Below are 25,532 nucleotides of genomic sequence, written 5' to 3'. Positions count from 1 at the left end.
TGAGACCAACTCGCGAAGCACCGCAATGGCTTCGGCGAGCAGCTTGGCGTTAAACTCATCGCGGGAAGATCGCGTCACCTCTTTAGACTCACCGCATCGCAATTGTGAACCGTTAGGCAACGTCGTCGCAATAAATGACTATTGCAATTGGCTACGGAACACGACGGCAGAGCGGCCCTTCAAATCGAACTTCGAGAAACCGTTGCACGGGGACAGACGCCGTGTGGTCGAATCCAGCCCGGTGCAACGACGTAGGTGGTCGTTACCACACAGGAGAGCTTCGATGAAGCTGTACGTTGGATTGGACGTCGGCCTTGAAGAAACCAGTCTTTGCATCATCGACGGCGAGGGTCTCGCCGTTCGCGAGGTCAAGGTTAGGCTGCTCAAGCGCAAACTGATCGACTTCGAAAACAACATTCGTGCGCTGCGGGCCTATGGTTTGCTCGTTGGAGCGGTCGCCCGTGGCGCCTTGGAGGTCCACGTCCGCGAGCTGATCGAGCGCGGCGATCCGATCTTCGTAATGACCATTAGGGCCATGTTGGATGTGCGCCGCGCCATCCTTGAGCGTTATGATCGGCTGCATCGTGTGCTGCTGCAGGTGGTCCAGCATGATGCTGTTTGCCGGCGCCTGATGGCGGTTCCGGGCGTCGGCCCCGTTGCGACCCTGTCGTTTAATGTCGGCTTCGATGGTTCCCGGCGCTTTGCCCGATCGCGAACGGTAGGCGCGCATTTTGGCTTGGCGCCGAGGCCGCACCAGTCCGGCACGTCGATCGATCACGAAGTGCGCATCAGCAAACAGGGGCGACGTCGCAGCGCGCGAGTCGCTTTGCGAGGCGGCCGCAAGCCTGTTGCTGCGGGTCAGGAAATGGTCGGCACCGCGAGCGTTGGGCCTGCGGATCGCCAACGGTCGAGCATGCTGTGCGCGATCACCGCCGCCGCGCGCAAGCTCGCAAGCATTCTGCACCGAATGTGGGTCAGCGAGACCGATTTCCACGTTGGTTTTGGCGCCAAAGTCGCGCGGCGGCTGCAGTGAAACCTGCACGGTAGCCGCGGTGCAGATGACGACGGATTAGCGCTGCGTTTGTGCCCGGCATGTTGAGGAGGAACGAAACTAGAGAGTCCGCGCGCGCGGTGAGCGTCACCTGGCGGGGCCGCGAAACGGGGAATGTCCGCTATCTCTTGCCTGCTGCCGCCCTTCGGGACGGGAGCCGGACTGCTTGGACAGCCCTGTTTATGAACCTGATGAAGAGCATGCGACGGCCGAAGTACTGAACGCGAAGGAACGCATGGACCCCGCCTGGTGACTGCAACCACAAGCGCGGCGCGGTGACGTTTGTGCGTTGTCGATGGAGAGAGTCTGTCATGGCTGATGTGCGAAGTGTCGAAGAAATGCGTAGGAATGAGTTGACTTTGAACGCCCGATTAGGAAGGCGAGATAAAAGGGGCTCGCCGGTCGAACCACAAGCCATTGACATGGCTTGGGTTCCGGCGTGCCGGTCGGTCGGGGCGCGTGCCGCGCCTAAGACCTTCCCCAGAACATTCAAACATGTCTTCGGCACTGTAGGTGTCGCTGCGTTCTTCGAGGCCCGGTCATGACCGCAGGCGACAGCGACCTGCGAATTCGGCCTGGGCGCATTCGCAGTACACGCGCGCCAAAGCCCAAGAGCTTCATCAACCAGGTGCTGCGGGCGGCGAAGAAAGCCGGCCACACCTCGGGTCAGACCGTAGCCGGCAGGCGTTCGGCGGCCCATGGACGCTCGACGTTTGGCCGTGGTCGCCTCGCCTTTAGCCGCGCCAGATTGTTCAGCTCGACGCGGCGCGTTGTGGTGAAAGCGCGCGTGGTCCGGCACAAAGGGCGAGCCTTCCGCTCAGCACCACTGACCGCCCACCTCTCGTATCTGAAGCGCGACGGCGTGACCCGGAGTGGTGAGCGGGCCGAGATGTTTGATGCCAACAGCGACCGTGCTGATGGCCTGGCTTTCGCAGAACGGTGCAAGGACGACCGGCATCATTTCCGGTTCATCGTTTCACCAGAGGACGCCGGCGACATGACCGACCTGAAGGCCTTCACCCGCGACCTCGCCAGGCAGATGGAAACCGATCTCGGCACGCGGCTCGATTGGGTGGCCGTCGATCATTGGAATACCGACAACCCTCACGTCCACCTTCTCGTCCGGGGAGTAGATGAGGAAGGGGCGGATCTCGTGATCTCCCGCGACTACATCAGCCAGGGCCTGCGCTCGCGCGCCGAGGAACTGGTCGCCATCGAACTGGGTCCAAAGCCCGAGCACGAGATCCGCAATTCGCTGGAGAGGGAGGTCACGGCGGAACGATGGACGCGCCTCGATCGGGAAATCCGGCTGGCAGCCGATGAGACCGGCTCTATCGATCTTCGCCCGGAGAACCCCGGCAAGTCCGATCCCGAGATCCGGCGCCTGATGGTCGGTCGCCTTCAACATCTGGAGAAGATGGGCCTTGCCGCCTCCGCCGCACCGGGGGAATGGATGGTCGGGCTCGAGGCCGAGCGGAGCTTGCGCGACCTTGGCATGCGCGGTGACATCATCAAGACCATGAACCGCGCCTTTACCGAGCGTGGCGAAGCGCGCGGCGTTGCCGACTTCGTCATCGAAGGTGGACAGCCGACGTCCCAGATCATCGGACGACTGGTCGACCGGGGATTGCATGACGAACTGACTGGTGAGGCCTACGCCCTGATCGACGGGATCGACGGACGCGCGCACCACGTGCGCTTCCGAGGGGTCGAGGCCTTCGAACAGGCGCCACCGGTCGGCGGCATCGTCGAAGTCCGACGCTTCGGTCAAGCCGGCGATCCGCGGCCGACCATGGTGCTCGCAACCCGTTCCGATCTCGATCTTGGTAGCCAGATCACGGCACGAGGGGCAACCTGGCTCGACCATCGGCTGGTTGAACGTGACCCCATGCCGCTCGCCATGGGTGGATTCGGTCGCGAGACCCGCGACGCCATGGAGGCCCGTACCGAGCATCTAGTCCAGGAGGGCCTGGCGCGGCGGAAGGGCCAGCGCATCATCCTGCAGCGCGACCTCCTGAAGACGTTGCGCCGGCGCGAGCTGGACGAGGTGGCAGCAAAGGTCTCGGCCGGCACAGGCCTGCCTCACGTGAACGCCGCCCCTGGGGAGCATGTGGCCGGCACGTATCGCCGGCGGCTGACGCTAAGTTCGGGACGCTTCGCCATGATCGACAATGGGCTCGGCTTCCAGCTCGTGCCCTGGTCGCGCGAACTCGAAAGGAACCTCGGCCAACACGTCACCGGTGTCGTGAAGGACGGCGGCGGCATCGAATGGGGCTTTGGTCGCAAGCGCGACCTCGGCCTCTAGCAATCTCTCCAATTCAGTTGCGGAAGGACGTCGGGATGTCTGGAACCAAAATCCTCTGGGGACAGGTGATCGTTGTCGGTCTAATCGTTTTGCTGGCCATCTGGGGAGCAACCGAGTGGACGGCTTGGCGGCTCGCCTGGCAATCGGAGCTTGGGCGGCCCTGGTTCGAACTGTTGGGCTTCAAGATCTATTACCCGCCCGTCTTCTTCTGGTGGTGGTTCGTCTACGACGCCTATGCGCCGCAAGTTTTTGTCGAAGGGGCCTTCATCGCTGCGTCGGGTACCTTCGTGTCGATCTCGGTGGCGATCGGCATGTCGGTGTGGCGCGCGCGTGAAGCCAAGAACGTCGAGACCTATGGTTCGGCACGCTGGGCAGATGTGAAAGAGGTTCGAGCGGCCGGACTTCTCGGTCCTGATGGTGTGGTGCTTGGCAAGCTTGATCGCGACTACCTCCGCCATGACGGGCCGGAGCACGTGTTGTGTTTTGCACCCACCCGCTCGGGAAAGGGTGTCGGCCTTGTTGTTCCCTCGCTGCTCGCCTGGCCGGGTTCGGCCATCGTTCACGACATCAAGGGGGAGAACTGGCAACTGACCGCGGGCTTTCGCTCGCGTCACGGACGCGTCCTGCTGTTCGACCCGACCAACCCAAAGTCCTCAGCCTACAATCCGCTGCTCGAGGTCAGGCGCGGGGAATGGGAGGTTCGCGACGTCCAGAACGTCGCCGATGTCCTGGTCGACCCCGAAGGCTCGCTCGATAAGCGGAACCATTGGGAGAAGACCAGTCATTCGCTCCTGGTCGGCGCTATCCTCCATGTTCTCTATGCCGAGGCAGACAAGACCTTGGCCGGGGTCGCAGCTTTCCTCTCCGACCCGAAGCGCCCGATCGAGGCGACGCTGAAGGCGATGATGACCACCGCGCACCTTGGCGAGCAGGGTGCTCATCCTGTGGTGGCCTCGACGGCGCGCGAACTCCTCAACAAATCCGAGAATGAACGCTCCGGAGTCCTGTCTACCGCGATGTCGTTCCTAGGGCTCTACCGCGATCCCGTCGTGGCCCAAGTAACCCGCCGTTGCGACTGGCGGATCGCCGATCTGATTGGAGATAGCCGCCCGACGACGCTTTACCTCGTGGTGCCGCCCTCTGACATCTCGCGGACCAAACCCCTTATCCGCCTCGTGCTGAATCAGATTGGTCGGCGTCTGACCGAGGACCTGCACGCGCGCGACCGCCGGCATCGAGTCCTGATGATGCTCGATGAGTTCCCGGCACTCGGGCGGCTGGACTTCTTCGAGTCTGCACTCGCCTTCATGGCGGGATACGGCATCAAGAGTTTCTTGATCGCGCAGTCGCTCAATCAGATCGAGAAGGCCTACGGGCCGAACAACGCCATCCTCGACAATTGTCACGTCCGGGTCAGTTTCGCGACGAATGACGAGCGGACCGCGAAGCGGGTCTCCGATGCGCTCGGAACGGCGACGGAGATGAGGGCCATGAAGAACTACGCCGGGCACCGGCTGAACCCCTGGCTGGGGCACCTGATGGTCTCGCGCCAGGAGACCGCGAGGCCACTACTTACCCCGGGCGAAGTCATGCAACTCCCGCCGATGGACGAGATCGTCATGGTGGCGGGCACGCCGCCGATCCGGGCGAAGAAGGTCCGCTACTACGAGGATCGGCGGTTCACCGAGCGGGTTCTGCCGCCGCCCGATCCGGCGAGCGCCGGCCGATCGTCGCGAACGGACGGATGGTCAGCGCTCGGACCGTTGAAGCCGACGGCTGGTCCAACCGACAAAGCCGCGGAGGCCGAGGAAGACACCGCGAACAGCGGGCTCCGTCGTGAGCCCGAACTCCCCGATCACGTCGCGATCGCCAAGGAGACGACCGAACCGACACCGGCAGAGGAATTTGCTGCCGTTCTAGATGATGACGAGGATGCGGTCCGTCAGTCCCGGCTCATACGCCAACAGATGCGCGGTGTTGCCCGTCAAGTCGTCCTGGACCCGAATGACGGTATGGAGCTCTGAGGCAATATGCGCGACCGGATGAACGTCTACTTCCCGCCAGAGCTACTGAAACAGATCTCGGAGCTCGCCGATCGCAAGAAGCTTTCTCGGTCCGCGATCGTGGAGGCGGCTGTCGCTTCGTTTCTGTCACCGGACGGCGCAGACAGGCGGGAGGCAGCGTTTACCCGTCGGCTGGATCGACTGTCGCGTCAGATGCAGAGGTTGGAGCGCGACGTTGGTTTGACAGCAGAGACCTTGGCCCTCTTCATTCGCTTCTGGCTGACGATCACGCCACCGCTACCCAACGACGCACAGGCGGCCGCGCAGGCAAAAGGCCGGGAGCGCTTTGAAGGATTTGTCGCGGCGCTCGGTCGGCGTTTGCAAAAGGGACAAAGCTTTCTGCGCGAGATTCCAGAAGATATCCGACATCAGCAACCGGCCGAAGAAACCTGATTGAACCATGTAGAAAGACCATTTCGCCGGTCCTTCTTTTTCTACGCCAGCCTACGACCGCAGCGATTTAGCCGAACTGACAAAAGCTGGACGCGCTATCGGCTCGAGCGAGCTGAGAGCAAAGGGGCCAGCATGCAAATTTCAACAGCATGGCGTCGAATCGCGCGCGTCTTTCTCCCTTTTGTAGCTGGGTACTATCTCTCTTATCTGTTTCGAACGATCAACGCTCTGATCGCCAGCCATCTCAGCTCGGATACCGGCGTTGGGGCTGCTGATCTCGGGTTGCTTACGTCAGTCTATTTTTTTGTTTTCGCAGCGGCTCAGATCCCCATCGGTATTCTATTGGACCGCTTTGGTCCGCGTCGCGTCCAGAGCGTTTTGCTGTTGCTCGCAGCAGTCGGCGCCGGACTATTCGCGGTATCGACCGGCTTCCTATCGCTCTTGATCGCGCGCGCAATGATCGGGCTTGGTGTCGCGGCGTCGCTCACGGCAGGACTGAAGTCCATCATCCTTTGGTTTCCGAGGGAGCGAGTTGCTTTGCTCAATGGCTACATGATCATGTTGGGATCGCTTGGAGCAGTGACCGCCACGGCTCCCGTCGAATACCTGCTCGCCTGGATGGGCTGGCGGCAGCTCTTTGACATCATGGCAGTCGCGGCCGGTACGACAGCCATTCTCATCTACGTCGTAGTGCCTGAACGAAGAGTGGCCCCATCAACAGCGGCCACTTCCCTGAGCTCCGTCTTCAGCGATCGGCGGTTTTGGCGAATGGCCCCATTGTCGGCGACTTGCGTCGGATCGTCCTGGTCCCTGCAGGGATTGTGGGCATCGTCGTGGCTGACAGACGTCGAGGGGTTTGATCGTTCAAGTCTTGTCAGGCAACTGTTCATAATGTCGATCATGCTTGGCGGTGGTGCCTTGTTGTTCGGCATGACGGTCCATCACATCAAACGAAGAGGAATCGGCGCGGAGACGATATTAACGATCGTTGCAGTCTTGCTTATCGCAGCCGAGCTGGCCTTGATCCTGCGAGCGCCTCTGCCGTCCATTTTTCCCTGGTCGGTTGTCGCAATTGCCGGAACAGCGACCGTGGTCAGTTTTGCGGTAATAGCGGATTACTTTCCTCGTGAGCTTGCTGGTCGTGCCAATGGAGCTTTGAACGTCTTGCACTTTGGCTGGGCCTTTCTGGCACAATCCGCAACAGGCCTGATCCTAGAGCAATGGCCGACGAACGATGGCCATAGGCCCGTCCAAGCCTATCAAGTCGCTTTTGGTCTCAACGTGATGCTGCAGATCGCGACGCTGGTCTGGTTCGCGCTGCCCTGGCGCCGATCCATCGCTTCGTGGATGAGTTCAATCCTCTTCTTCAGGCCGGCTGACATTTGCTGCGCTGTCGAGTCAGTTGGGTTGTATGAGGACTCGGTCATCCTCTTGCCCGCGAATGACGATGCGGAGTGGTGAGCAAGCCACTCCCAGCGAACCGACACCTCAAGCGTCAATTCTCAGACTTTCTTTTTCTACGCTAGTCTACGATCGCTGAAGCCGCTTGTTGCGCCAAGTCCATCGGTGCCGTTTCTAATCATCCCCATCTGAGGCGCCCCGTAGGCGCCTCGTTTAGTGGGGGCGGCGGTGGCGATCCATTCCATTCAATCGGAAGCGAACTTGCGCGGCGCGCGAATGCTGCGCAGTGCGCTTGGCTCTGCGATTGCCGGCTACCTCGAAGACGAAGCGATCATCGAGGTGATGCTTAATCCGGATGGGCGTTTGTGGATCGACCGGTTGTCGAATGGCCTGATCGACACAGGCGAAACTTTGTCGGCGGCGGACGGCGAGCGCATTGTTCGCCTGGTAGCGCACCACGTAGGTGCGGAGGTGCATGCCGGCTCGCCGCGGGTCTCGGCCGAATTGCCTGGGACCGGCGAGCGCTTCGAAGGTCTGTTGCCTCCGGTCGTTGCGGCACCGGCCTTTGCTATCCGCAAGCCGGCCGTGGCGGTGTTTACGCTCGACGACTACGTCGCCAGGGGGATCATGACTTCGGAGCAGGCCAGGAACCTGAGGGACGCGGTCGCCGCACGGAAGAACATCCTCGTCGCCGGCGGGACATCGACCGGCAAGACAACCTTGACGAACGCGCTGCTGGCCGAGGTCGCGAAGAGCTCCGATCGGGTCGTGCTGATCGAAGATACGCGCGAACTCCAATGTAAAGCGCCCAATCTCGTAGCTTTGCGGACCAAAGATGGCGTGGCCACGCTTTCCGACCTGGTTCGCTCATCGCTGCGATTGCGTCCGGATCGCATTCCGGTTGGCGAGGTTCGCGGTGCCGAAGCGCTCGACCTGCTCAAGGCCTGGGGCACCGGTCACCCCGGTGGCATCGGGACTATCCATGCGGGCAGCGCGCTCGGCGCGCTGCGGCGACTCGAGCAACTGATCCAGGAAGCCGTCATCACGGTTCCGCGCGCCCTGATCGCGGAGACCATCAACCTCGTTGCTGTGCTTGCGGGGCGCGGCGGTGACCGTCGCCTCGCTGAACTCGCCATCGTCACCGGGCTCGGGGCCGCTGGTGACTACAACCTTTCATCAGCAGGAGACTGACATGCGCCCGCAATTTCGTTTTCTTCGAGATGTATCGTTGGCCGCGTTCGGCGTGGTGGTTTTGGGAGTGACGCCGGCATGGGCGGCTGGCTCGAACATGCCGTGGGAACAGCCACTCAATCAGATCTTGCAGTCGGTCGAAGGTCCGGTCGCCAAGATCATCGCCGTCATCATCATCGTCGTGACCGGGCTCACGCTCGCGTTCGGGGACTCGTCAGGTGGTTTCCGCAGGCTGATCCAGATCGTGTTCGGTCTGTCGATCGCGTTTGCCGCCTCGAGCTTCTTCCTGTCGTTCTTCTCCTTCGGCGGCGGCGTGGTGATCTGATGGGTGATCAGGTCGCAGGCTTTGTTGTGCCCGTTCATCGCGCGCTCACCGAGCCGATTCTGATGGGCGGCGCGCCGCGGTCGGTTGCGATTGTCAACGGCACCCTTGCGGCGGCCCTTGGGTTGGGATTGCGGCTCTGGATCGCGGGTCTTGTCCTCTGGTTCATCGGCCACATGGCCGCCGTCTGGGCCGCCAAACGCGATCCTGCCTTTGTTGATGTGGTGCGCCGACATCTGCGCATTCCCGGTCATCTCAATCTCTGAGCTCTCGGTCATGATGAACCTTGCCGAATATCGTCATTCCAACGCGCGTCTCGCCGACTTCCTGCCCTGGGCAGCCCTTGTCGACGAAGGAATCATCCTGAATAAGGACGGCTCGTTCCAGCGGACAGCAAAGTTCCGAGGACCCGACCTAGATAGCGCAGTGCCGGCTGAACTCGTCGCCGTCGCGGGTCGCTTGAATAACGCTTTGCGTCGCCTGGGATCAGGCTGGGCCATATTCGTCGAGGCGCAGCGTCATTTTGCGGGGACTTATCCGCCTAGCTCCTTTCCGGACGTCGCGTCTGCGCTGGTTGACGCGGAACGCAGGGCGCAGTTCGAGGAGGCCGGTACCCATTATGAGTCCAGCTATTTCCTGACCCTCCTCTATCTGCCGCCAGAGGAGGGGGCTGCCCAAGCGGAGCGACTACTCTATGAGGGCCGCGATCGGACCGTTGGAGCCGACGCGCGCGAGGTGCTGCGGGGGTTTGTCGATCAAACCAACCGTGTGCTGCAGCTTGTTGAAGGGTTCATGCCGGAATGCGCCTGGCTCGATGACCAGGACACGCTGACCTACCTGCACTCGACGATCTCGACCAAGCGACATCGCGTTCGGGTGCCAGAAATTCCGATGTACATCGATGCGCTGTTGGCCGACCAGCCGCTGACCGGCGGGCTTGAGCCGATGCTGGGTTCAGCGAACGTGCGGGTCTTGACGATTGTTGGCTTTCCGGGTGCGACGACCCCGGGGATCCTGGACGACCTGAATCGCCTGGCATTCTCGTATCGTTGGTCGACGCGCGCAATCATGCTCGACAAGACCGATGCAACCAAGCTGCTGACCAAAATCCGCCGCCAGTGGTTCGCGAAGAGAAAATCCATCGGCGCCATCCTCAAGGAGGTCATGACGAACGAGGCGTCGACGCTGCTCGATACCGACGCGCACAACAAGGCGCTCGATGCCGACGCGGCGTTGCAGGAACTGGGGTCGGATCAGATCGGACAAGCCTTTGTTACGGCGACCATCACTGTCTGGGACCGCGATCCCAACGCTGCCGATGAAAAGCTGAGGCTGGTCGAGAAGGTCATCCAGGGCCGCGATTTCACCTGCATGATCGAGACGGTGAACGCCGTTGAAGCCTGGCTCGGCAGTCTGCCCGGGCACGTCTACGCCAATGTGCGGCAGCCGCCGGTTTCGACTCTCAACCTCGCCCATATGATTCCGATGTCGGCCGTGTGGGCCGGCGAGGCGAGGGATCTGCACTTCAAGGGTCCGCCGCTTCTGTTCGGCAAGACCGAGGGATCAACGCCGTTCCGATTCTCGCTCCACGTCGGCGACGTCGGTCATACCCTTGTGGTGGGGCCGACGGGCGCTGGCAAATCAGTGCTGCTCGCGCTGATGGCGCTACAGTTCAGGCGTTATCCGAACTCACAGGTCTTTGCGTTTGATTTCGGCGGTTCAATTCGGGCGGCAGCCCTCGCCATGGGCGGTGATTGGCAGGATCTCGGCGGCGCATTGTCCGACGGAGGTGAACAACCCGTCGCCCTGCAGCCGCTGGCCTGGATTGATGATCCTTCCGAGCGCGGATGGGCGACGGAATGGATCGGCGCGATCCTAGCGCGGGAAAAGGTCGAGATCACCCCGGAGGTCAAGGATCATCTGTGGTCTGCGCTGACATCTCTCGCCTCGGCGCCGCGAGAGGAGCGCACCCTCACGGGCCTGTCAGTCCTGCTCCAATCGAACTCTCTGAAACTCGCCTTGCAACCTTATTGCCTAGGCGGACCTTCCGGGCGCTTGCTCGATGCCGAATTCGAACGTCTCGGCGAGGCGTCGGTCCAGGTGTTTGAGACCGAAGGCTTGATCGGAACGAGTGCGGCGCCGGCCGTGCTGGCGTACCTCTTCCATCGTATTGGTGATCGTCTCGATGGCCGGCCGACACTTCTGATTGTCGACGAGGGCTGGCTTGCCCTCGATGACGAGGATTTTGCGGGGCAACTCCGGGAATGGCTGAAGACGCTTCGGAAGAAGAACGCGTCCGTCATCTTCGCCACCCAGTCGCTTTCGGACATTGATGGTTCCGCAATTGCGCCGGCCATCATCGAAAGCTGCCCAACGCGATTGTTGCTGCCGAACGAACGAGCGATCGAACCGCAGATCACTGCCATCTACCGCCGCTTCGGCCTCAATGACCGCCAGATCGAGCTTCTGAGCCGGGCAACGCCAAAGCGCGACTACTATTGTCAGTCCCGTCGCGGCCACCGGATGTTCGAACTTGGCCTTGGTGAGGTTGCGCTCGCATTCACCGCAGCCTCTTCCAAGACAGACCAGGCTGTCATCTCGCAACTCATCGCCGAACATGGACCCGACGGTTTCGTGCCTGCCTGGCTCCAGCACCGTGGCGTCGCCTGGGCGACAGGTCTGATCCCCAATCTCGTCAATCTGGAGAAATCGCTATGAGACCTTCCGGCCTATTGGCGACCACGGCCGCCTTCGCGCTGCTGCTTGGCGTTACGCTGCCCGCACGGGCGCTGATCGTCTTTGATCCCACCAACTACATCCAGAATGTCCTGACGGCCGCGCGGGAGCTCCAGCAGGTTAATAATCAGATCACCTCGTTGCAGAACGAGGCACAGATGCTGATCAATCAGGCAAGGAATCTGGCAAACCTGCCGTATTCGTCGCTGCAGCAACTGCAATCATCAATCCAGCGTACCCAGCAATTACTGGCCCAGGCCCAGCGCATTGCCTACGACGTGCAGCAGATCGACCGCGCCTTCTCGACCAGCTACGCGCCAGCGACCAGTAACCAGTCGAACCAATTGTTGATCTCCAACGCTCAATCGCGGTGGCAGAATTCCTATGCCGCGACGCAAGACGCGCTTCGTGTCCAGGCCGGCATCGTTGGCAACCTCGACAACAATCGCATCCAGACGTCTGCCCTCGTAACCTCGAGCCAGAGTGCCAGTGGCGCCCTGCAGGCAACTCAGGCCGGCAACCAGATCCTCGCGCTTCAAGCGCAACAACTCGCCGATCTCACAGCGGCCGCGGCGGCGCAGGGCAGGGCGCAGAGCCTCGAAGCAGCTCAGCGCGCCTCGGCTCAGGATCAAGGACGAGAACAGCTTCGGCGGTTCCTGACGCCAGGACAGGGCTATCAATCCTCCAATGTGCAGATGTTCCACTGATGACCGACGTAAAGGCATTCAAGGTGCTGTCGCTGCTTACCACAATCGGCCTAGTGGCCGTCGCGGCCTGCACAATTCAGCTGCGCGGCCGAGACGAGTCTCGGTCGGCACCGAAGGCGGAGCGGAGGACCGATGCAGCCAACGCCGACCTCGTACACTGCCGCGGCGTCACTCCGGAGGAGACGGAAGGCTATCGCCGCTGCCAGCAGATTTGGGCCGAAAACCGGCGTCGCTTCCTTGGCAAGAAAGACGGCGCTGTAGCTCCCGGCCACGATGACTCGGCCAGTTCGACGCCTGTCCCAAAGGATCAAAGCCGGATCCCGCAAGGATATCCGAACGCGGCGGCGCCTGAGGCGAGCAAGCCATGACTGGTACGGGGATCATTGACCAGTTTCTGGAAACGTTCACGCGCTATATCGACAACGGTTTTGGGCTGCTCGGCAGCGATGTCGGATATCTCGCAACAACCCTTGCTGCGATCGACATCACGCTCGCCGCGTTGTTCTGGAGTTGGGGAACTGACGAGGACATCATCGCACGTCTTGTCAAGAAGACGCTCTTCGTGGGGGTCTTCGCCTACCTGATCGGGAACTGGAACAGCCTGGCGCGCATCGTCTTCGAGAGCTTTGCCGGTCTTGGACTGAAAGCATCCGGCGCAAGCCTATCCGCATCCGATTTCCTGAGACCGGGAAAAATCGCCCAAGTCGGGGTCGATGCCGGCCGACCGCTACTCGATTCGATCTCGAACCTGATGGGCTACATCAGCTTCTTCGAAAACTTCGTACAGATTGTTGTTCTCCTGTTTGCATGGGTCGTGGTGCTACTCGCCTTCTTCATTTTGGCGATCCAGCTCTTTGTCACCCTGATCGAGTTCAAGCTCACAACGCTGGCCGGCTTCGTGCTCATTCCCTTTGGGTTGTTTGGCAAGACAGCCTTTGCAGCGGAGCGGGTTTTGGGCAACGTTATATCTTCGGGGATCAAAGTTCTGGTCCTTGCCGTCATCGTCGGCATCGGCTCGACCTTGTTTTCGCAATTCACCGCTGGCTTTGGCGGCAATCAGCCGACCATTGAAGACGCGGTGACGTTGGTGCTCGCGGCGCTCTCCTTACTCGGTCTCGGTATCTTCGGTCCGGGTATCGCCAACGGCCTGGTGTCAGGCGGACCGCAACTCGGCGGCGGCGCCGCAATTGGAACAGGCCTTGCTGCTGGCGGCATTGTTGCGGCGGGTGCGGGTCTTGCCGCCGGCGGTTCTGGTCTCGCTGGTGGCGCGACCGCGGGCGCCGCGCGTAGTGGCGTCGCTGCCATGACCGTAGCATCAGCGGCCTATCGGAGCGGCGGCCTTGCCGGTGTCGCGGAGGCCGGCGCTTCCGGTGCGATGAGCCCGTTGCGTCGTGCAGCGGCTGCGCTCGGCGGAGGTGGGGAAGCCGGCACGCAGGGCGCGAGCACTCCGGCCGAAGGGCAGCCCGATTGGTCGCGGCGCATGAAGCGTGCCGAGGCTGTTCGGCACGGTGCGTCGGCAGTCAGCCACGCGGTCCGCTCAGGTGATCACGGTGGCGGCGGCTCTTCCGTCGATTTGTCTGAAGGAGAGCGCTGACACTTAGCCACTGCGCCTTCGACAGCCGCTGCGCGGCCGACTGAAACGCGGACACCGAACAACTCGAAAAACGATTACTTGATCTCAGGGGCAACTATCGATGTTCAAACGACCTTCCGTACACTACGGGCGCATGCCCGAGCCGATCACGCCTTACCAAAAGGCAGCGCAGGTTTGGGACGAACGCATTGGATCTGCCCGCGTGCAGGCCAAGAACTGGCGCTTGATGGCGTTCGGCTGCCTCATGCTGTCAGCCGGTCTCGCTGGCAGTCTTGTCTGGCAATCGAGCCGGGGCTCGATCACGCCTTGGGTGGTCGAAGTCGATCATCTCGGCCAAGCCCAAAGAGTTGCGCCGGCTTACATCGACTATCAACCCACTGATGCGCAGATTGCCTACCATCTGGCGCGCTTTATTGAGGATGTCAGAGGTCTACCGGCCGACGGCATCGTTCTGCGCCAAAACTGGCTCAGGGCCTATGATTTTACGACCGATCGCGGCGCCGCGGCGCTGAACGACTACGCGCGCAACAATGACCCCTTTGCCAGGCTGGGCAAGGCGCAGATCTCCGTGGACGTCTCGAGCGTCATTCGCGCGTCGTCGGAAAGCTTTCGGGTCGCGTGGACCCAGCGCGTCTACGACAACGGCTCGTTGAGTTCGACTGAGCGCTGGACTGCAATTCTCTCGATCGTGATCGAGACACCCCGCGATGCCGAACGCCTGCGCAAGAATCCCCTTGGCGTCTACGTCCGCGCCATCAACTGGTCAAAGGAGTTGAGTCAGTGACCAAGACGCCGCATGACATTCATTCGAATCGTCCTTTCCCACAGATCAGGCGCAACTCGGCTTGGTCCCGGTTCGTGACCTCGAGGCGAGCACTTCTGTCAGCGCTCTTGCTTTGTTCGTCGGCGCTCGGTGGGTGCGCGACCTATATTCCTCCCGAGATCAGCTATGACGCTGAAGTCCCGCCGGTGCCGGCGGCGCCAGCGGCGTTGGACGACAGGTCGCAGCCGCTTCACGTTCCGCCGCTCTGGAAGCCGGTTCTCGGCGGCAAATCGGGAGGGAAGGAAGAGCCCGAGCCCGTGAATCGGGTTGAGACGGCAAACAGCGCAGCCCGAGTCGAACCGCGCAAGCGCGGATATTTCAATGCGGCGCAGATCTACGCTTACAGCCCCGGTGCGCTCTATCAGATTTACGCCGCGCCGGGGCAGATTACGGATATCGCACTCGAGGAAGGAGAGCAGTTGACGGGATCGGGGCCGATCGCGGCCGGAGATACCGTACGATGGGTCGTGGGCGATACCGAAAGCGGGAACGGCGACACGCGCCGCGTCCATATCCTGGTCAAGCCGACCCGGGCTTCGATTGAGACCAATCTCGTCGTCAATACCGATCGGCGTACCTACCTGATCGAACTACGCTCCCGCGAGCGGCCATATATGCCGTCGGTTGCCTGGTACTATCCGGAAACCGTGCGTGAACGATCGCGCTCAGTCGCTCTGAAACCCGTTCTGCCTGATCCGGCACAACGCATCTCCCGCTACGCCATCGAAGGGGACAGTCCTCCTTGGCGGCCGCTCGCCGCATATGACGATGGCCGCAAGGTCTATGTCGAATTCCCGCTCGGCATTGTGCAGGGCGAGATGCCTCCGCTCTTTGTCATTGGCCCGGATGGCAAGACCGAACTCGTCAACTACCGGGCCTACGGGAACGTGCTGATCGTGGATCGGCTGTTTGCTGCCGCCGAACTCCGGCTCGGCGGTGAGCACCAGCAGAAGGTCAGGATTGTCAGGACGGACGGGAGGCCGTCGTCATGATTGCGCCGAACGAGAACGACCAGGCCCAAGTCGCTCCGCCGCAAACGCAAGAGGAGCAGTCCAGGAGCTTTCGCTTGAGAGCAGAGCATCCGCCCGTGACAAGGTTGTCGCGAAAGATCCTGGCTGGCGGGAGCGCGGTTGCCCTGCTCGTCATCGGCGGTGCGGTGCTATGGTCGTTGCAAAATAATCGCTCCCGCAATCAGGCGGCCGACGAGCTTTACAGTACCGACCACCACAATGTTGCTGATGGCATTACGACACTGCCGAAGGACTATGCTGGCGTTCCGCGCCAGCCAGTTCCGCAGCTAGGTCCGCCGCTTCCCGGCGACCTCGGCCGACCGATCCTTGCCGCTCAAGGCCAGTTGCCGACGAACGGCGTTGATGCGGACCAGCAGCGGCGGGATCAAGAGACCGAAGCAGCCCGCATCAGCCATCTGTTCGCTTCGACCAGTGGACGAGAAATGCGTCCGTCCGCCGCTGCGGCGGTTGGCGGCGACCGCGTCGTGCCTGCGAGCGCAACGAGCACCGGCGATGATGGATCCGCGCAGAACGGTCAAGATCGGAAGCTTGCCTTCGTCAATGCCTCTGTGGACCGTCGCACGGTAAGCCCCGACCGTGTTACCAAGCCCGCGTCACCCTACATCGTGCAGGCTGGAACGGTGATCCCGGGGGCGCTGATCACCGGGATCAGGTCAGACCTGCCAGGCCAGATCACGGCGCAGGTGACGGAAAACGTATATGATACGCCGACCGGCCGCCTTCTGCTCGTGCCTCAGGGTGCGCGTCTGATCGGCATCTACGATAGCCAGGTGACTTTCGGCCAGTCCCGTGTCTTGCTCGTTTGGACCCGGCTGATCATGCCGAATGGAAGTTCTATCGTTCTCGAGCGGCAGCCTGGTGCTGACACCGCCGGATATGCGGGCCTCGAAGATCAGGTCGACAATCACTGGGGTGAGTTGTTCAAGGCTGCGGCACTATCGACGTTTCTAGCGGTCGGGACCGAACTAGGGGCTGGCTCCGACACCAATAGCAACGACAGCGCCATCATCCAGGCATTGCGACACGGCGCCGCGGATTCACTGAATCAGACCGGACAGCAGGTGATTCGACGTAGTCTCAACATCCAGCCTACTTTGACCGTGCGGCCTGGTTTCCCGGTTCGTGTTCTTGTCAATCGTGACCTCATACTTACGCCGTATAGAGGGTGACAACATGCCAAAGCTCAAAATAGGAGAGCTTCCAGACGACAAGCCGGTCAAAGTGAGTGCGGAGCTGCCGGCGGCCGTGCATCGCGATCTCATTGCATATGCAGAAGCCCTTACGCGTCAAGGTGGTCAAGTGGTCGAACCGACTAAGCTCATCGCTCCCATGTTGGCGCGCTTTATGGCCACGGATCGAGGATTTTCTAAATTGAAACGTGAAGGCCACGTACCGGTCGCTGGCGAATGATAGTGATGCTCAAGGCTTCTCGAAGCTGCCGGTCAAAGCTAATAGTACGATGTATCAACCTAGACGCTGCCGGGTTTGGCCCGAGAGCTAAGATATCGTGTCGGAAAGCGTGTTCCTGCGTCTGCCCCGAAATAACTCCGATTGCCAGGCTTTCTCTGTTTACAGATGCAAGAGCGCTGAGCGTCGATAGGCATTTATTCGGTCACCTTCAGGCGCGTTACACTGCTCCGGCCATCGACGGTGATAGGCACGTCCCCCTCGATCGTCGCCCGACGTACGACGCGATGCCGGTCACCGTAATCGTTGACGGCGTAATGCTGCGTTGCGCGGTTATCCCATATCGCGATATCGCCCTCTAACCAGTTCCAGCGCACAGTGTTTTCGGGCGCGGTGATATGAGACTGGAACAGATCGAAGAGCTTTTGTCCGTCGTATTTGGAGATCCCAACAAAGTGCTTCACCAAAGCACCGAGCACTAGCGTCCGCTCGCCTGTTTCGGGGTGGACGCGCACGACGGGATGCTCGGTCTCAAAAACCGTTCTGGTGAATACCTCGTCAAAGTGTTTCTTGTCCACCTCGCGGACACGCGCGATCCCGGCGTAATCGAAAACGTTGCTGTGAACGGCCCATAGCTCCTCGGCAAGCCGTTGTAGCGGCGGCGGCAGATCGAGATAAGCGGAAGCTGTGTTCGACCACACGGTGTCGCCACCGAAAGTTGGCATTACAACGGCCCGCAGGACTAAAATCTTGGGATAGGCGTCGGCGAAAGTCCCATCCGTATGCCAAACATCGGCGCGACCGCCGCCGCGAGTGGAGTCCAGTTCGAGGAGCGAGGCCGTCCCCCTGGCGGCGCCGAGCATCGGATGCGGCGTTAGCTTTCCAAGACGAGCAGCAAAACGCTCCTGTTCAACGTCATTGAGATGTCGTTGGTTGCGGAAGAAGATCACCTTGTGCTCGAGCAGCAAGCTGTTGATCGCAGCGATCGTGCGGTCCGGTAGATCGCCCGATAGCTCGATATTTTTGACTTCGGCACCGATGCGCGCTGCACGTTTCAGAACATCGGCGCCCGGAATGACGTCACCGATCAAAGCCGTTGTGCTCATGTTGTTTTTCCAAGCCCTCGAAGTTTCTGCTTCTCGGAGCGGATGATCTTCAGCAAGCATCGTGCCAGCGAAAGAAGAACATGTAGCTCCCCATGACAACGAATTGCGCTGTTTGGCGCGAGTTCTCGGACTAATCGATGATTCGACCGAGTGACAAAGAAGCTCCATCGTCGGCCTCACCCACCGAATATGGTGCAATCGTGAAGAGAGCGGCAGCAGGAGCGTGCCGACGGAAGATATTCAGTTATGTTATTGCAATCACTCAACTGCCCTCAAAAAGGCAATGCTTCTGTAAGATTGGTAATAATTCATGATGATCATAAATCATGTAGTCGGGCCCCGCCGCGCGTAAGCGCGCTTCGGAAACATATCCTCCCACGATTGATACGTTGATAAGGCCAAGATTGCGGGCAATCTCCGTCTCAACTGGCATATCGCCCACGATGACAGTTCTTTCTGGGGACAGATCATTGGCCTGCATATACAAGCGCAGCCGTTCTTGCTTGCTCATGCTCCTAAACTGAGTTGCGCGGCTCTCAAATGCCAAAATGTCGGTGACGTGAGACTTGATCCCAAGTCTTCGCACTTGTGTGCGAATTGGTCCAACAATGTGGTTGCTGACAATGACGGTTTGGATGGCTCGCTGATCAGCGGCGAGCAAAACATTTCGAGCCCCTTTACGTAAGGCCGCGTTGCGCGCCAGGAACTCATAAGTGTCGTGAAAAATGGCGTTGTCGTTGCTCTGTACGACTTCGATTTCATCTTTCGACATGTCCAGGTTGCGGAAAAGAACCGAAGGAGGGAGTTCGAACTTCTCTCGAAGCTTGTGCATATCCACAGCTGCGCGACCGAAGCGGCTCAAAATTGCATTGATGGTTTGCAGCACCGCGTTGGCATCATCGAGCAGCGTGCCATTCCAGTCGAAAATAATCGCGGATTTCATGCGTGAACCTAAGGCAAATGTGATCGTACGATAGAATGTGTTCGAGACTTAGATATTTACTGGTCTACATGTCTGGGGGATCGTGGTGGTTCGAACAGAGTCGTCACGGGTGCAACGCGTGCCAGTGAGCTGAACGGGCGGACCGTTCTTCCGAGGCGAGAGACGGGTGGAGAGCGTGAGCATTGCTGCTTCTGTAGCTCTATTTCTGGATCGATTTGGTTGAAGCAACGGCCGTGCCAGTCAGCGTTGGCATGCAATAAGGCCGGAAGGGCTTTGGAGGGTCTCAACGCTTACTATGCGCGCTGTACTGGACCTGACACGACATTGCGTCTCTGTCAGAATACGGACAAGAGTCTATACGGTGCGGTACGTTCGAGCTGACCATTCCGTATGTGAATTTTGCGAGTTAATCGATGGCCCAGGTTGATCTCTCGGAGATCGGTTCACTCTGGCGAGGCAAATTGGGTTCTCAGTACTCGGAATACTAAGTCGAAGCTCCGGGGTGTTGAACAACTTTTGACCGAGAGGACGCGGCTGCAGCCAATCCTCAATGCCTCGACCGGCGTCACGGCAGGACTAATGCCGCTGGAGCCTGTGAGAGCTGCAGATGTAGGCTCGCTCTCCGTCGACCGGCCCTGTTGGCGCCAGTCATTCACATTGTCGCCTCAGCCCTGAACCAGGATAAGAGCTGCAACTTCCTGATCCCGTGGCAGTTTGCTCGCCGCCAAGCCGATGGCGACACCAAGGCGGTCAGGCGCGGGGCGGTTTTGACTCATCTTGCGCTTGCCTTCGACCCTGGTGATGGGGATGCGCACGCCAACGATCTCACGCAACTGGGCGGCGATGAAATCCGCGGGAGCATCGCTGACCGCCCAAGGCGTCGCACGTGACGTCTCATGGATATTCGTCAGGCGCCTCACGATTTCAAGCAGGCGATCGGGATCCTCGAAGAACTCGGTCGGCCCATGGGCGTGGACCGCGATGTAATTCCATGTCGGCACCACACGTTCAGCTTGTCGTTTGCTGGGATACCAGGATGGCGTCACATAAGCCTCTGCGCCAGCAAAGATCGCGAGAGCTTCTCCGATCGCGGGCCTGCGCCATTGCGGATTGCCCCTCGCTAGGTGCCCGTACAGCGCGCCGTGTTCGCCTTCGCTCTCATCGAGAAAGAGCGGAAGAGGCGTCGCAAGGGGCCCGTCTGACGTGGCCGTAATCAGGTTGGCCAATCGGGCGCAGCGGATTGTCGCTCGAATGTTCTCGAGGTCGTCATCTCGAAAGTGGGGTGGTATGTACATGAAGGTTCTCCGTTGGAGGTCGTCGAGATAAACCCAGGTCAGTATGCTAGAAAACTGCCAGTTTCAGTCGCCCCCGTAGAGGTTCCAAGTTGGATCGAGCCGCCTTGTTCGGCCCGGCCGGCCGATGATCGCGCCTCCTCACGCACTTCTGGGGCCGTGATATAGCTGAGCAAGGCAATTGTGACGGACCAGGCGGCAAGTCCGGTGCAGCGGTCGCTCGGTTTTATTCGTCGCTCTGAACGTCTGGGTTCGCTTGGACTGCTGCCCGTTGCCGAGCCATATTTTCACTTGGAATCTACAGCAGCGGCTTGCTGAGGGCGGAAAACACGGCGGGGCCTCACGGGCATGATTGCAGCAGTTGAGAAGCCGGTCATCGCAGCGATCAACTGGCTGTGCATGGGTGGAGGCTTCGAGCTTGCGCTGGCGTGCGATCTGCGCGTCGCCGGGAATCCGTCACAGCAATCGGTCTGCCGGAGACGCGCATCGACAACTTTCCCGGTAACGGCACTACCCAACGCTTCCCGAAGATCATTGGTAAAGCCAAAACGCTTGAGATAATCCTGCGGGGCTGACCCTGACGGGACGCGAGCCCACGAAATTGGGTTCGTGCATGAGGTCGTCGCCGGCCCAGTCGCTCGCGCCTTGAGATGGTGTAGGGATATCGAGCCGAGGTGCCGAGGGCCTGGCATTGGCCAAAAAGCCTTACCAGGGCCTGCCCTGAACCGTCCTATGGCCAATGGCTTGACCGACGAACGTAGGAGCTTGAGGATGGCCTCGGCCCGCGAGGGCAGCCGCTCGCTCGCCGGCTCAAATGCAGAAGCCTTAATGCCGACGGAAAGCTGGTCTCAGGTGAGTGTCAGGGCTCCGCTGGACGCACAGACGCATGACGTCTCACATCGCGAGAGCTCAAGTGCCGCATTGCGCCGACCGTTAAGGGAGCCCGAGGGGTCTCGCGCCGATTCCAGTCTAATCTGCTGACGAGGAATTCGAGTGGCTCCTCATTTGGAAACGATTGGCTAGCTATTGAAATCGCTGGCGGGTGTTTTTCTTATTTTTTTCCAAAAGGGCCTTGATATCGTTCATTAATCTAGTTGATTTTGATTCCGCCATTCGGAGGTTCGATCCCTCCCGCCCCAGCCAGCAAGCAAGCCGTTGATTTCAAGAGAGGAATCGTTTTTTTTGCCGGCCGCCCCCGCCGCCATTTCGGGCGGATTGGGCCGGCTTGGCTGGAAATCTGTGCCGCTTTCGCTTCCATGGCGGCGGGCGACAAGCCCCGAGTCGCCCGGAGATCCAGGTCAACGGGCGATCGTAATCACGACATAACGACGGATCTGACGTGGCGAATACCAAGAAGGCCCGCGCTGCTGCTGGCGCGAAGAAGAAAAGCAAGGGATCGGCGCGTTCCGGGATCTCGTCTTCCTCACCGCTTGGCATGCTGGCGCTTCATCTTCTCGAGCAATGGAAGAAATCCGGGCGGGACGGCATCGTTTTCCTTGCGGAAAGCGAGAACAGGGCAGAGCGCCTGGGCAGCGTGCTGCATTCGCTCGATCCCTCGCTCGAGGTGCTGGTGTTCCCGAGGCTGAATACCTTGCCCTTTGACGGGCTGGAGCCGTCACGAGAGATCGCCGGCCGGCGCAGTTCGGTGTTGAGGCGCCTCGCCCGGAGCAAGAAGCCGGTCTTCCTGGTGTCGACGGCCGAGGCGATCATGGAGCGGTTGCCGTTGCCCGCCAGCTCGGCGCGCCTCAGCATCAGCCTGAAGGTGGGGGCGGGCTATTCCGAGCAGGAACTCAAGGATCGTCTGGAAGCTCTGGGATACGATCTCGACGAAGAGGCGGATTATCCCGGCAGCGCTCTGTTCCACGGAATGACGTTCGAGGTATTTCCCGCGGGCGCGCTGGGGCCGTTCAGAATTGAGCATTCCGGTGGCGTGATCCGCAGAATCGCCGGTGTCGATCCAGACGAGCACGACGTCGTGTTCGACGCGGAGGAACTGCACATCGACCCGATGTCCGAACGGATCGCGTTGGGAGGCAAGCGGGCACAGCGGGCGGCGCTGCCGGATTATTGTCAGCGCGCGCGCTGGATCGCGGACGCCGGCGTTTCGGGCCACGCCGATAGCTGGCTGAGCACGATCAAGGAGGCGGCCGGCCGCAGGGAGGCGGAGCGCGAGTATCTGGGGCCCGCTGACTGGAAACGGCTGACCAAACGGATGAGCTCGCTGCCCCGAAAGGCAGCTTTCACCGCCACGCCTGATTTCTCGAAGGTCGCCTCATCGCGGAAGGCTCTTCGCGCATTTGTCGCCGACACCGAGCGCGCCGGATCGCGGCTGCTGTTTGTCGCGGCGGTCGAAGATGACCTGCGCGCGATGGAGCGAATGAGCGGGATCAAGGCGGAGCGCTTCGCCGACTGGAACGAGGCGGCGAAGGGGCGGGGCGGCGAAGGCGCGCTGCTGGCCGACTTCGACACCGGCTTCATCGGCTCAGGGCGCAAGCCGCTCGTCGTCGTGACGGCGACCGACGTGCTCGGCAGCAGGGCGCATCATCCGCAGCCCATGGCGCGAGCCTGGAGCTCGGCTTTCGATCATCCCGACGTGCCGGAGCGCGGCGCGGTCGTCGTGCATCTGCAACGCGGGCTGGCCGTGCTCGATGGCTTGCAGACCTTCGATATGGGGAAGGGATCATCGCGCGAGATGATCAGGCTGGCATTCGCGGGGGATGATGCCGTCCTCGTTCCGCCGGCCGATCTTGCGCTGATCTGGCCGTATGCCGCGGAGCTCGGCAAGCTGGCATTGGACAGGGCCGATGGCAGTACGTGGTGGACGCGGCGTGGCAAGGCGGAGCGGGAAATCCAGACTGCCGCCAAGGCGCTTGCCAAACACATCGCGCAACGGCGCCGCCGGCGCGCTCCCAAGCTGGTCGCTCCCGGTCCCGCCTATGAGCGGTTCGTCGCGCGCTTTCCGTATTTCACGACCGTCGACCAGGCGAAGGCAATTCGCGACGTCCTCGATGATCTGGCGTCCGGTCATCCGATGGATCGGGTCGTCTGCGGCGACGTCGGGTTTGGCAAGACCGAGGTGGCATTGCGCGCGGCGGCGGCCGTTGCGCTGTCGGGCAAGCAGGTCGCCGTCGTCGTGCCGACGACTGTTCTGGCAAGGCAGCACGTTGCAACCTTCCGCAAACGGTTTGCTCCGCTTGGCATCGAAGTGGGAAGCCTGTCGCGGGCGACGTCGGCTCCGGAGGTGAAGGAGACCAAGGAGGGCCTGCGAAGCGGCAAGATGAAGGTCGTGGTCGGCACGCAGGCGATCGCATCGAAGGACGTGAGGTTCGCCAAGCTGAGCTTGGTCATTGTCGACGAAGAGCAGCACTTCGGCGCGGCCGAGAAGGCGAAGCTTTCAGGGCTGGCGAAGGGCGCCCATACGCTGTGGATGAGTGCCACGCCGATTCCGCGCACACTTGCGGCGGGCCTTGCGGGATTCAGGGAGCTGAGCGTGATCGCATCCCCGCCCGTTCATCGGCTTCCGGTCGCGACCAAGATCGCTCCGCTCTCGGACGCCGCCATCGCCGCAGCATTGCTGCGCGAGCAGCGACGTCACGGGCAAAGCTTTCTGATCTGTCCGCGCATCCAGGATCTGGATCCGATGCTGGCGCGCGTGCAGTCGATGGCCCCGGAGCTCCGCATCGTCTGCCTGCATGGCAAGCTACCCGTCGACGAAATCGACGATCGAATGATGAGCTTCGTCGAAGGCGAGGCGGACGTCCTCCTGGCGACCAACATCGTGGAAAGCGGTCTCGACATCCCCCGGGCGAACACCATCGTGGTCTGCTGGCCGGAAAAGTTCGGTCTGGCACAGCTCCACCAGCTCAGAGGCCGGGTGGGACGCGGCGGGACACGAGCCTTCGCATACATGCTGACCGAATCCAGTTCGGAACAATCCGGGAGGCGTTTGGCCGTTCTGGAGGAGTTCAGCAGACCGGGCGCCGGTTTTGCGATCAGCGAGCGGGATCTCGACCTCAGAGGCGCCGGGGATCTGCTTTCGGAGCGGCAATCCGGCCACGTGCAGGTTTTCGGTCCGGTGCTCTACAGCCACCTTCTGAAGCAAGCCTCGGAGAAGACCAACGACCGGTCCGCCGATATGTGGGTGCCCGATCTCAACCTTCCGCTCGCGGATCTGCTGCCCAGGAGCTATGTGCAATCGGAATCCGTGCGGCTTGAAATCTATGGCCGTGCCGCGAGGTGCCGGAGCGAAGACGATCTGGAGGATCTCGAGGAAGAGACCTCGCGCCGCTTCGGCAGGCTGCCGTCGGCGGGGCGGGACTTCTTCGCCGCGGCGAGGCTCAGGATCGATTGCAAGCGGCGAGGGATCGTGAGGCTCGATGTCGGTCCGGAGGCCGTCGCGGCGACGTTCCTTCCCGGGAGGCTGCCCAAATCCAGAGCACGTTCGCTCCAGCGCGACGGCGATCGCGTGTTCTATTCGGACAACATACACGAGCCGCCTTTCGAGCGGATCGAGGATCTCCTGGACATTTTGGACGAGTGAGGGCGACGCGGCTACGTCGGAGACGAGCCTTGCGGGTGCGCCGCGCGCAGTAGAGATATTTCAGCGCGCCGGAGCTGCGGAGAACAAATCGACCGATTCTGCGCGCTGACATCCCAGTGACATGTAGCATCGTTACTGCACATGCGTGGCGAACCGCCCGCCGTCATTCGGCCTGCTCCGAGCCATCGGAAAGCCCTTCCAGGCGCGAGTCGACGGTATTCAGGGCGGGTTATGTTGTTCAAATCGCGGCGTTTTGGGCCGAAACGTCGTGCCCGGATACCGGAATCAGCGCTGCCGAAGCCGGCTTCAGCAATCGCTTTCTCAGTAGGACTACGCGTTTTGCACACCGTTCCGCGTGGTGTTGCCCAATCTTGTGCCCGATAGCGGTAACTGAAATATTCGTATTTTGTTTCAATGGCTTGCGGAAATGCCGCAATTCAAAAGTCCGTGATATTTGTGCAACATTTGCCCGAAAACAGCCGCAACTCGCCCCAAACCGAGCGGTCTTTTGTTGCGTGATCGGGGGCCTTCTGTCTCATATGGAACTACGACGGAGGGGGGCATCCCGAGGTCGTCCCGTTCTAGGTGGTTCGCTTAAGTCCCTCGCGTTCATGCGGGTGTGTCCGA

The 25,532-nt window shown here is 61.0% G+C and carries 21 protein-coding genes; 18 read left to right on the top strand and 3 right to left on the bottom strand.

All coding sequences use genetic code 11. The features are described 5' to 3' along the window. The first annotated feature begins 283 nt into the window (after positions 1-283). The 16 genes from ACZBJS_RS35345 (at position 284) to ACZBJS_RS35270 (ending at position 17,027) form a co-directional block, all read left to right on the top strand. Complete coding sequence (locus ACZBJS_RS35345) at positions 284-1,033, top strand: transposase (RefSeq protein WP_463439831.1); 750 nt, start codon at positions 284-286, stop codon at positions 1,031-1,033. A 559-nt stretch (positions 1,034-1,592) separates the two neighbouring features. After that, positions 1,593-3,356, top strand: a complete 1,764-nt coding sequence (locus tag ACZBJS_RS35340) for a relaxase/mobilization nuclease domain-containing protein (protein ID WP_463439830.1) — start codon at positions 1,593-1,595, stop codon at positions 3,354-3,356. Between the two features lie 35 nt (positions 3,357-3,391). Beyond that, complete coding sequence (locus ACZBJS_RS35335; RefSeq protein WP_463439829.1) at positions 3,392-5,380, top strand: conjugal transfer protein TraG; 1,989 nt, start codon at positions 3,392-3,394, stop codon at positions 5,378-5,380. 6 nt (positions 5,381-5,386) lie between these two features. Then, entirely contained in the window at positions 5,387-5,812 is a 426-nt protein-coding gene (locus ACZBJS_RS35330) for a ribbon-helix-helix domain-containing protein (RefSeq protein ID WP_229158341.1), read from the top strand. Positions 5,813-5,944: 132 nt separating this feature from the next. After that, positions 5,945-7,273: an MFS transporter gene (locus ACZBJS_RS35325; protein WP_463439828.1), complete on the top strand. Its 1,329-nt coding sequence runs from the start codon at positions 5,945-5,947 to the stop codon at positions 7,271-7,273. A gap of 216 nt (positions 7,274-7,489) precedes the next feature. Then, a complete protein-coding gene (gene trbB, locus ACZBJS_RS35320; protein WP_229158368.1) occupies positions 7,490-8,404 on the top strand; it encodes a P-type conjugative transfer ATPase TrbB in 915 nt (304 codons plus the stop codon). Between the two features lies 1 nt (position 8,405). Continuing rightward, positions 8,406-8,729 carry a TrbC/VirB2 family type IV secretion system protein gene (locus ACZBJS_RS35315; protein ID WP_229158345.1) on the top strand — a complete coding sequence of 108 codons (324 nt, stop codon included), beginning with the start codon at positions 8,406-8,408 and terminating at the stop codon, positions 8,727-8,729. Continuing rightward, positions 8,729-8,992: a VirB3 family type IV secretion system protein gene (locus tag ACZBJS_RS35310; RefSeq protein WP_229158346.1), complete on the top strand. Its 264-nt coding sequence runs from the start codon at positions 8,729-8,731 to the stop codon at positions 8,990-8,992. Before ACZBJS_RS35315 ends, ACZBJS_RS35310 begins: the two co-directional genes overlap by 1 nt. 10 nt (positions 8,993-9,002) lie before the next feature. Next, positions 9,003-11,444, top strand: coding sequence for a conjugal transfer protein TrbE (trbE, locus tag ACZBJS_RS35305; RefSeq protein ID WP_463439827.1), 2,442 nt, complete (start codon positions 9,003-9,005; stop codon positions 11,442-11,444). After that, complete coding sequence (trbJ, locus tag ACZBJS_RS35300) at positions 11,441-12,169, top strand: P-type conjugative transfer protein TrbJ (RefSeq protein ID WP_463439826.1); 729 nt, start codon at positions 11,441-11,443, stop codon at positions 12,167-12,169. Before trbE ends, trbJ begins: the two co-directional genes overlap by 4 nt. Next, a complete protein-coding gene (gene trbK-alt, locus ACZBJS_RS35295; RefSeq protein WP_229158349.1) occupies positions 12,169-12,537 on the top strand; it encodes a putative entry exclusion protein TrbK-alt in 369 nt (122 codons plus the stop codon). The genes trbJ and trbK-alt overlap by 1 nt, the downstream gene beginning before the upstream one ends. After that, positions 12,534-13,763, top strand: coding sequence for a P-type conjugative transfer protein TrbL (gene trbL, locus ACZBJS_RS35290; protein ID WP_229158350.1), 1,230 nt, complete (start codon positions 12,534-12,536; stop codon positions 13,761-13,763). Before trbK-alt ends, trbL begins: the two co-directional genes overlap by 4 nt. Before the next feature lie 100 nt (positions 13,764-13,863). Continuing rightward, positions 13,864-14,547 carry a conjugal transfer protein TrbF gene (gene trbF / locus ACZBJS_RS35285; protein ID WP_229158352.1) on the top strand — a complete coding sequence of 228 codons (684 nt, stop codon included), beginning with the start codon at positions 13,864-13,866 and terminating at the stop codon, positions 14,545-14,547. Beyond that, the gene (trbG, locus tag ACZBJS_RS35280) at positions 14,544-15,578 is read left to right on the top strand and encodes a P-type conjugative transfer protein TrbG (RefSeq protein WP_229158354.1); all 1,035 of its coding nucleotides are present in this window, start codon (positions 14,544-14,546) and stop codon (positions 15,576-15,578) included. Before trbF ends, trbG begins: the two co-directional genes overlap by 4 nt. After that, positions 15,575-16,786, top strand: coding sequence for a TraB/TrbI/VirB10 family type IV secretion system protein (locus ACZBJS_RS35275; RefSeq protein WP_229158360.1), 1,212 nt, complete (start codon positions 15,575-15,577; stop codon positions 16,784-16,786). Before trbG ends, ACZBJS_RS35275 begins: the two co-directional genes overlap by 4 nt. A gap of 4 nt (positions 16,787-16,790) precedes the next feature. Continuing rightward, on the top strand, positions 16,791-17,027 hold the full coding sequence (locus ACZBJS_RS35270) for a DUF2274 domain-containing protein (protein WP_229158361.1): 237 nt from the start codon (positions 16,791-16,793) through the stop codon (positions 17,025-17,027). Between the two features lie 194 nt (positions 17,028-17,221). Here the strand turns inward: ACZBJS_RS35270 and ACZBJS_RS35265 are convergent, their stop codons facing one another. From ACZBJS_RS35265 to ACZBJS_RS35255, 3 genes are all read right to left on the bottom strand, one after another. Beyond that, positions 17,222-18,130, bottom strand: a complete 909-nt coding sequence (locus ACZBJS_RS35265; RefSeq protein ID WP_229158362.1) for a TauD/TfdA dioxygenase family protein — start codon at positions 18,128-18,130, stop codon at positions 17,222-17,224. Positions 18,131-18,392: 262 nt separating this feature from the next. Next, positions 18,393-19,073 carry an HAD family hydrolase gene (locus ACZBJS_RS35260; protein WP_229158363.1) on the bottom strand — a complete coding sequence of 227 codons (681 nt, stop codon included), beginning with the start codon at positions 19,071-19,073 and terminating at the stop codon, positions 18,393-18,395. Positions 19,074-19,738: 665 nt separating this feature from the next. Then, on the bottom strand, positions 19,739-20,368 hold the full coding sequence (locus tag ACZBJS_RS35255) for an FMN-binding negative transcriptional regulator (protein ID WP_229158364.1): 630 nt from the start codon (positions 20,366-20,368) through the stop codon (positions 19,739-19,741). 345 nt (positions 20,369-20,713) lie between these two features. Here ACZBJS_RS35255 and ACZBJS_RS35250 point away from each other — a divergent pair, with 345 nt between their 5' ends. Then, positions 20,714-20,926, top strand: a complete 213-nt coding sequence (locus tag ACZBJS_RS35250; RefSeq protein WP_463439825.1) for an enoyl-CoA hydratase-related protein — start codon at positions 20,714-20,716, stop codon at positions 20,924-20,926. An 874-nt stretch (positions 20,927-21,800) separates the two neighbouring features. Beyond that, positions 21,801-24,905, top strand: a complete 3,105-nt coding sequence (locus ACZBJS_RS35245; RefSeq protein WP_076824471.1) for a DEAD/DEAH box helicase — start codon at positions 21,801-21,803, stop codon at positions 24,903-24,905. The last annotated feature ends 627 nt before the right edge of the window (positions 24,906-25,532 follow it).

It is taken from the genome of Bradyrhizobium sp. KZN70725, from assembly GCF_055264925.1.
Note: the sequence above shows the minus strand (reverse complement) of the source record. Positions and strands in the feature narration are given on the sequence as shown.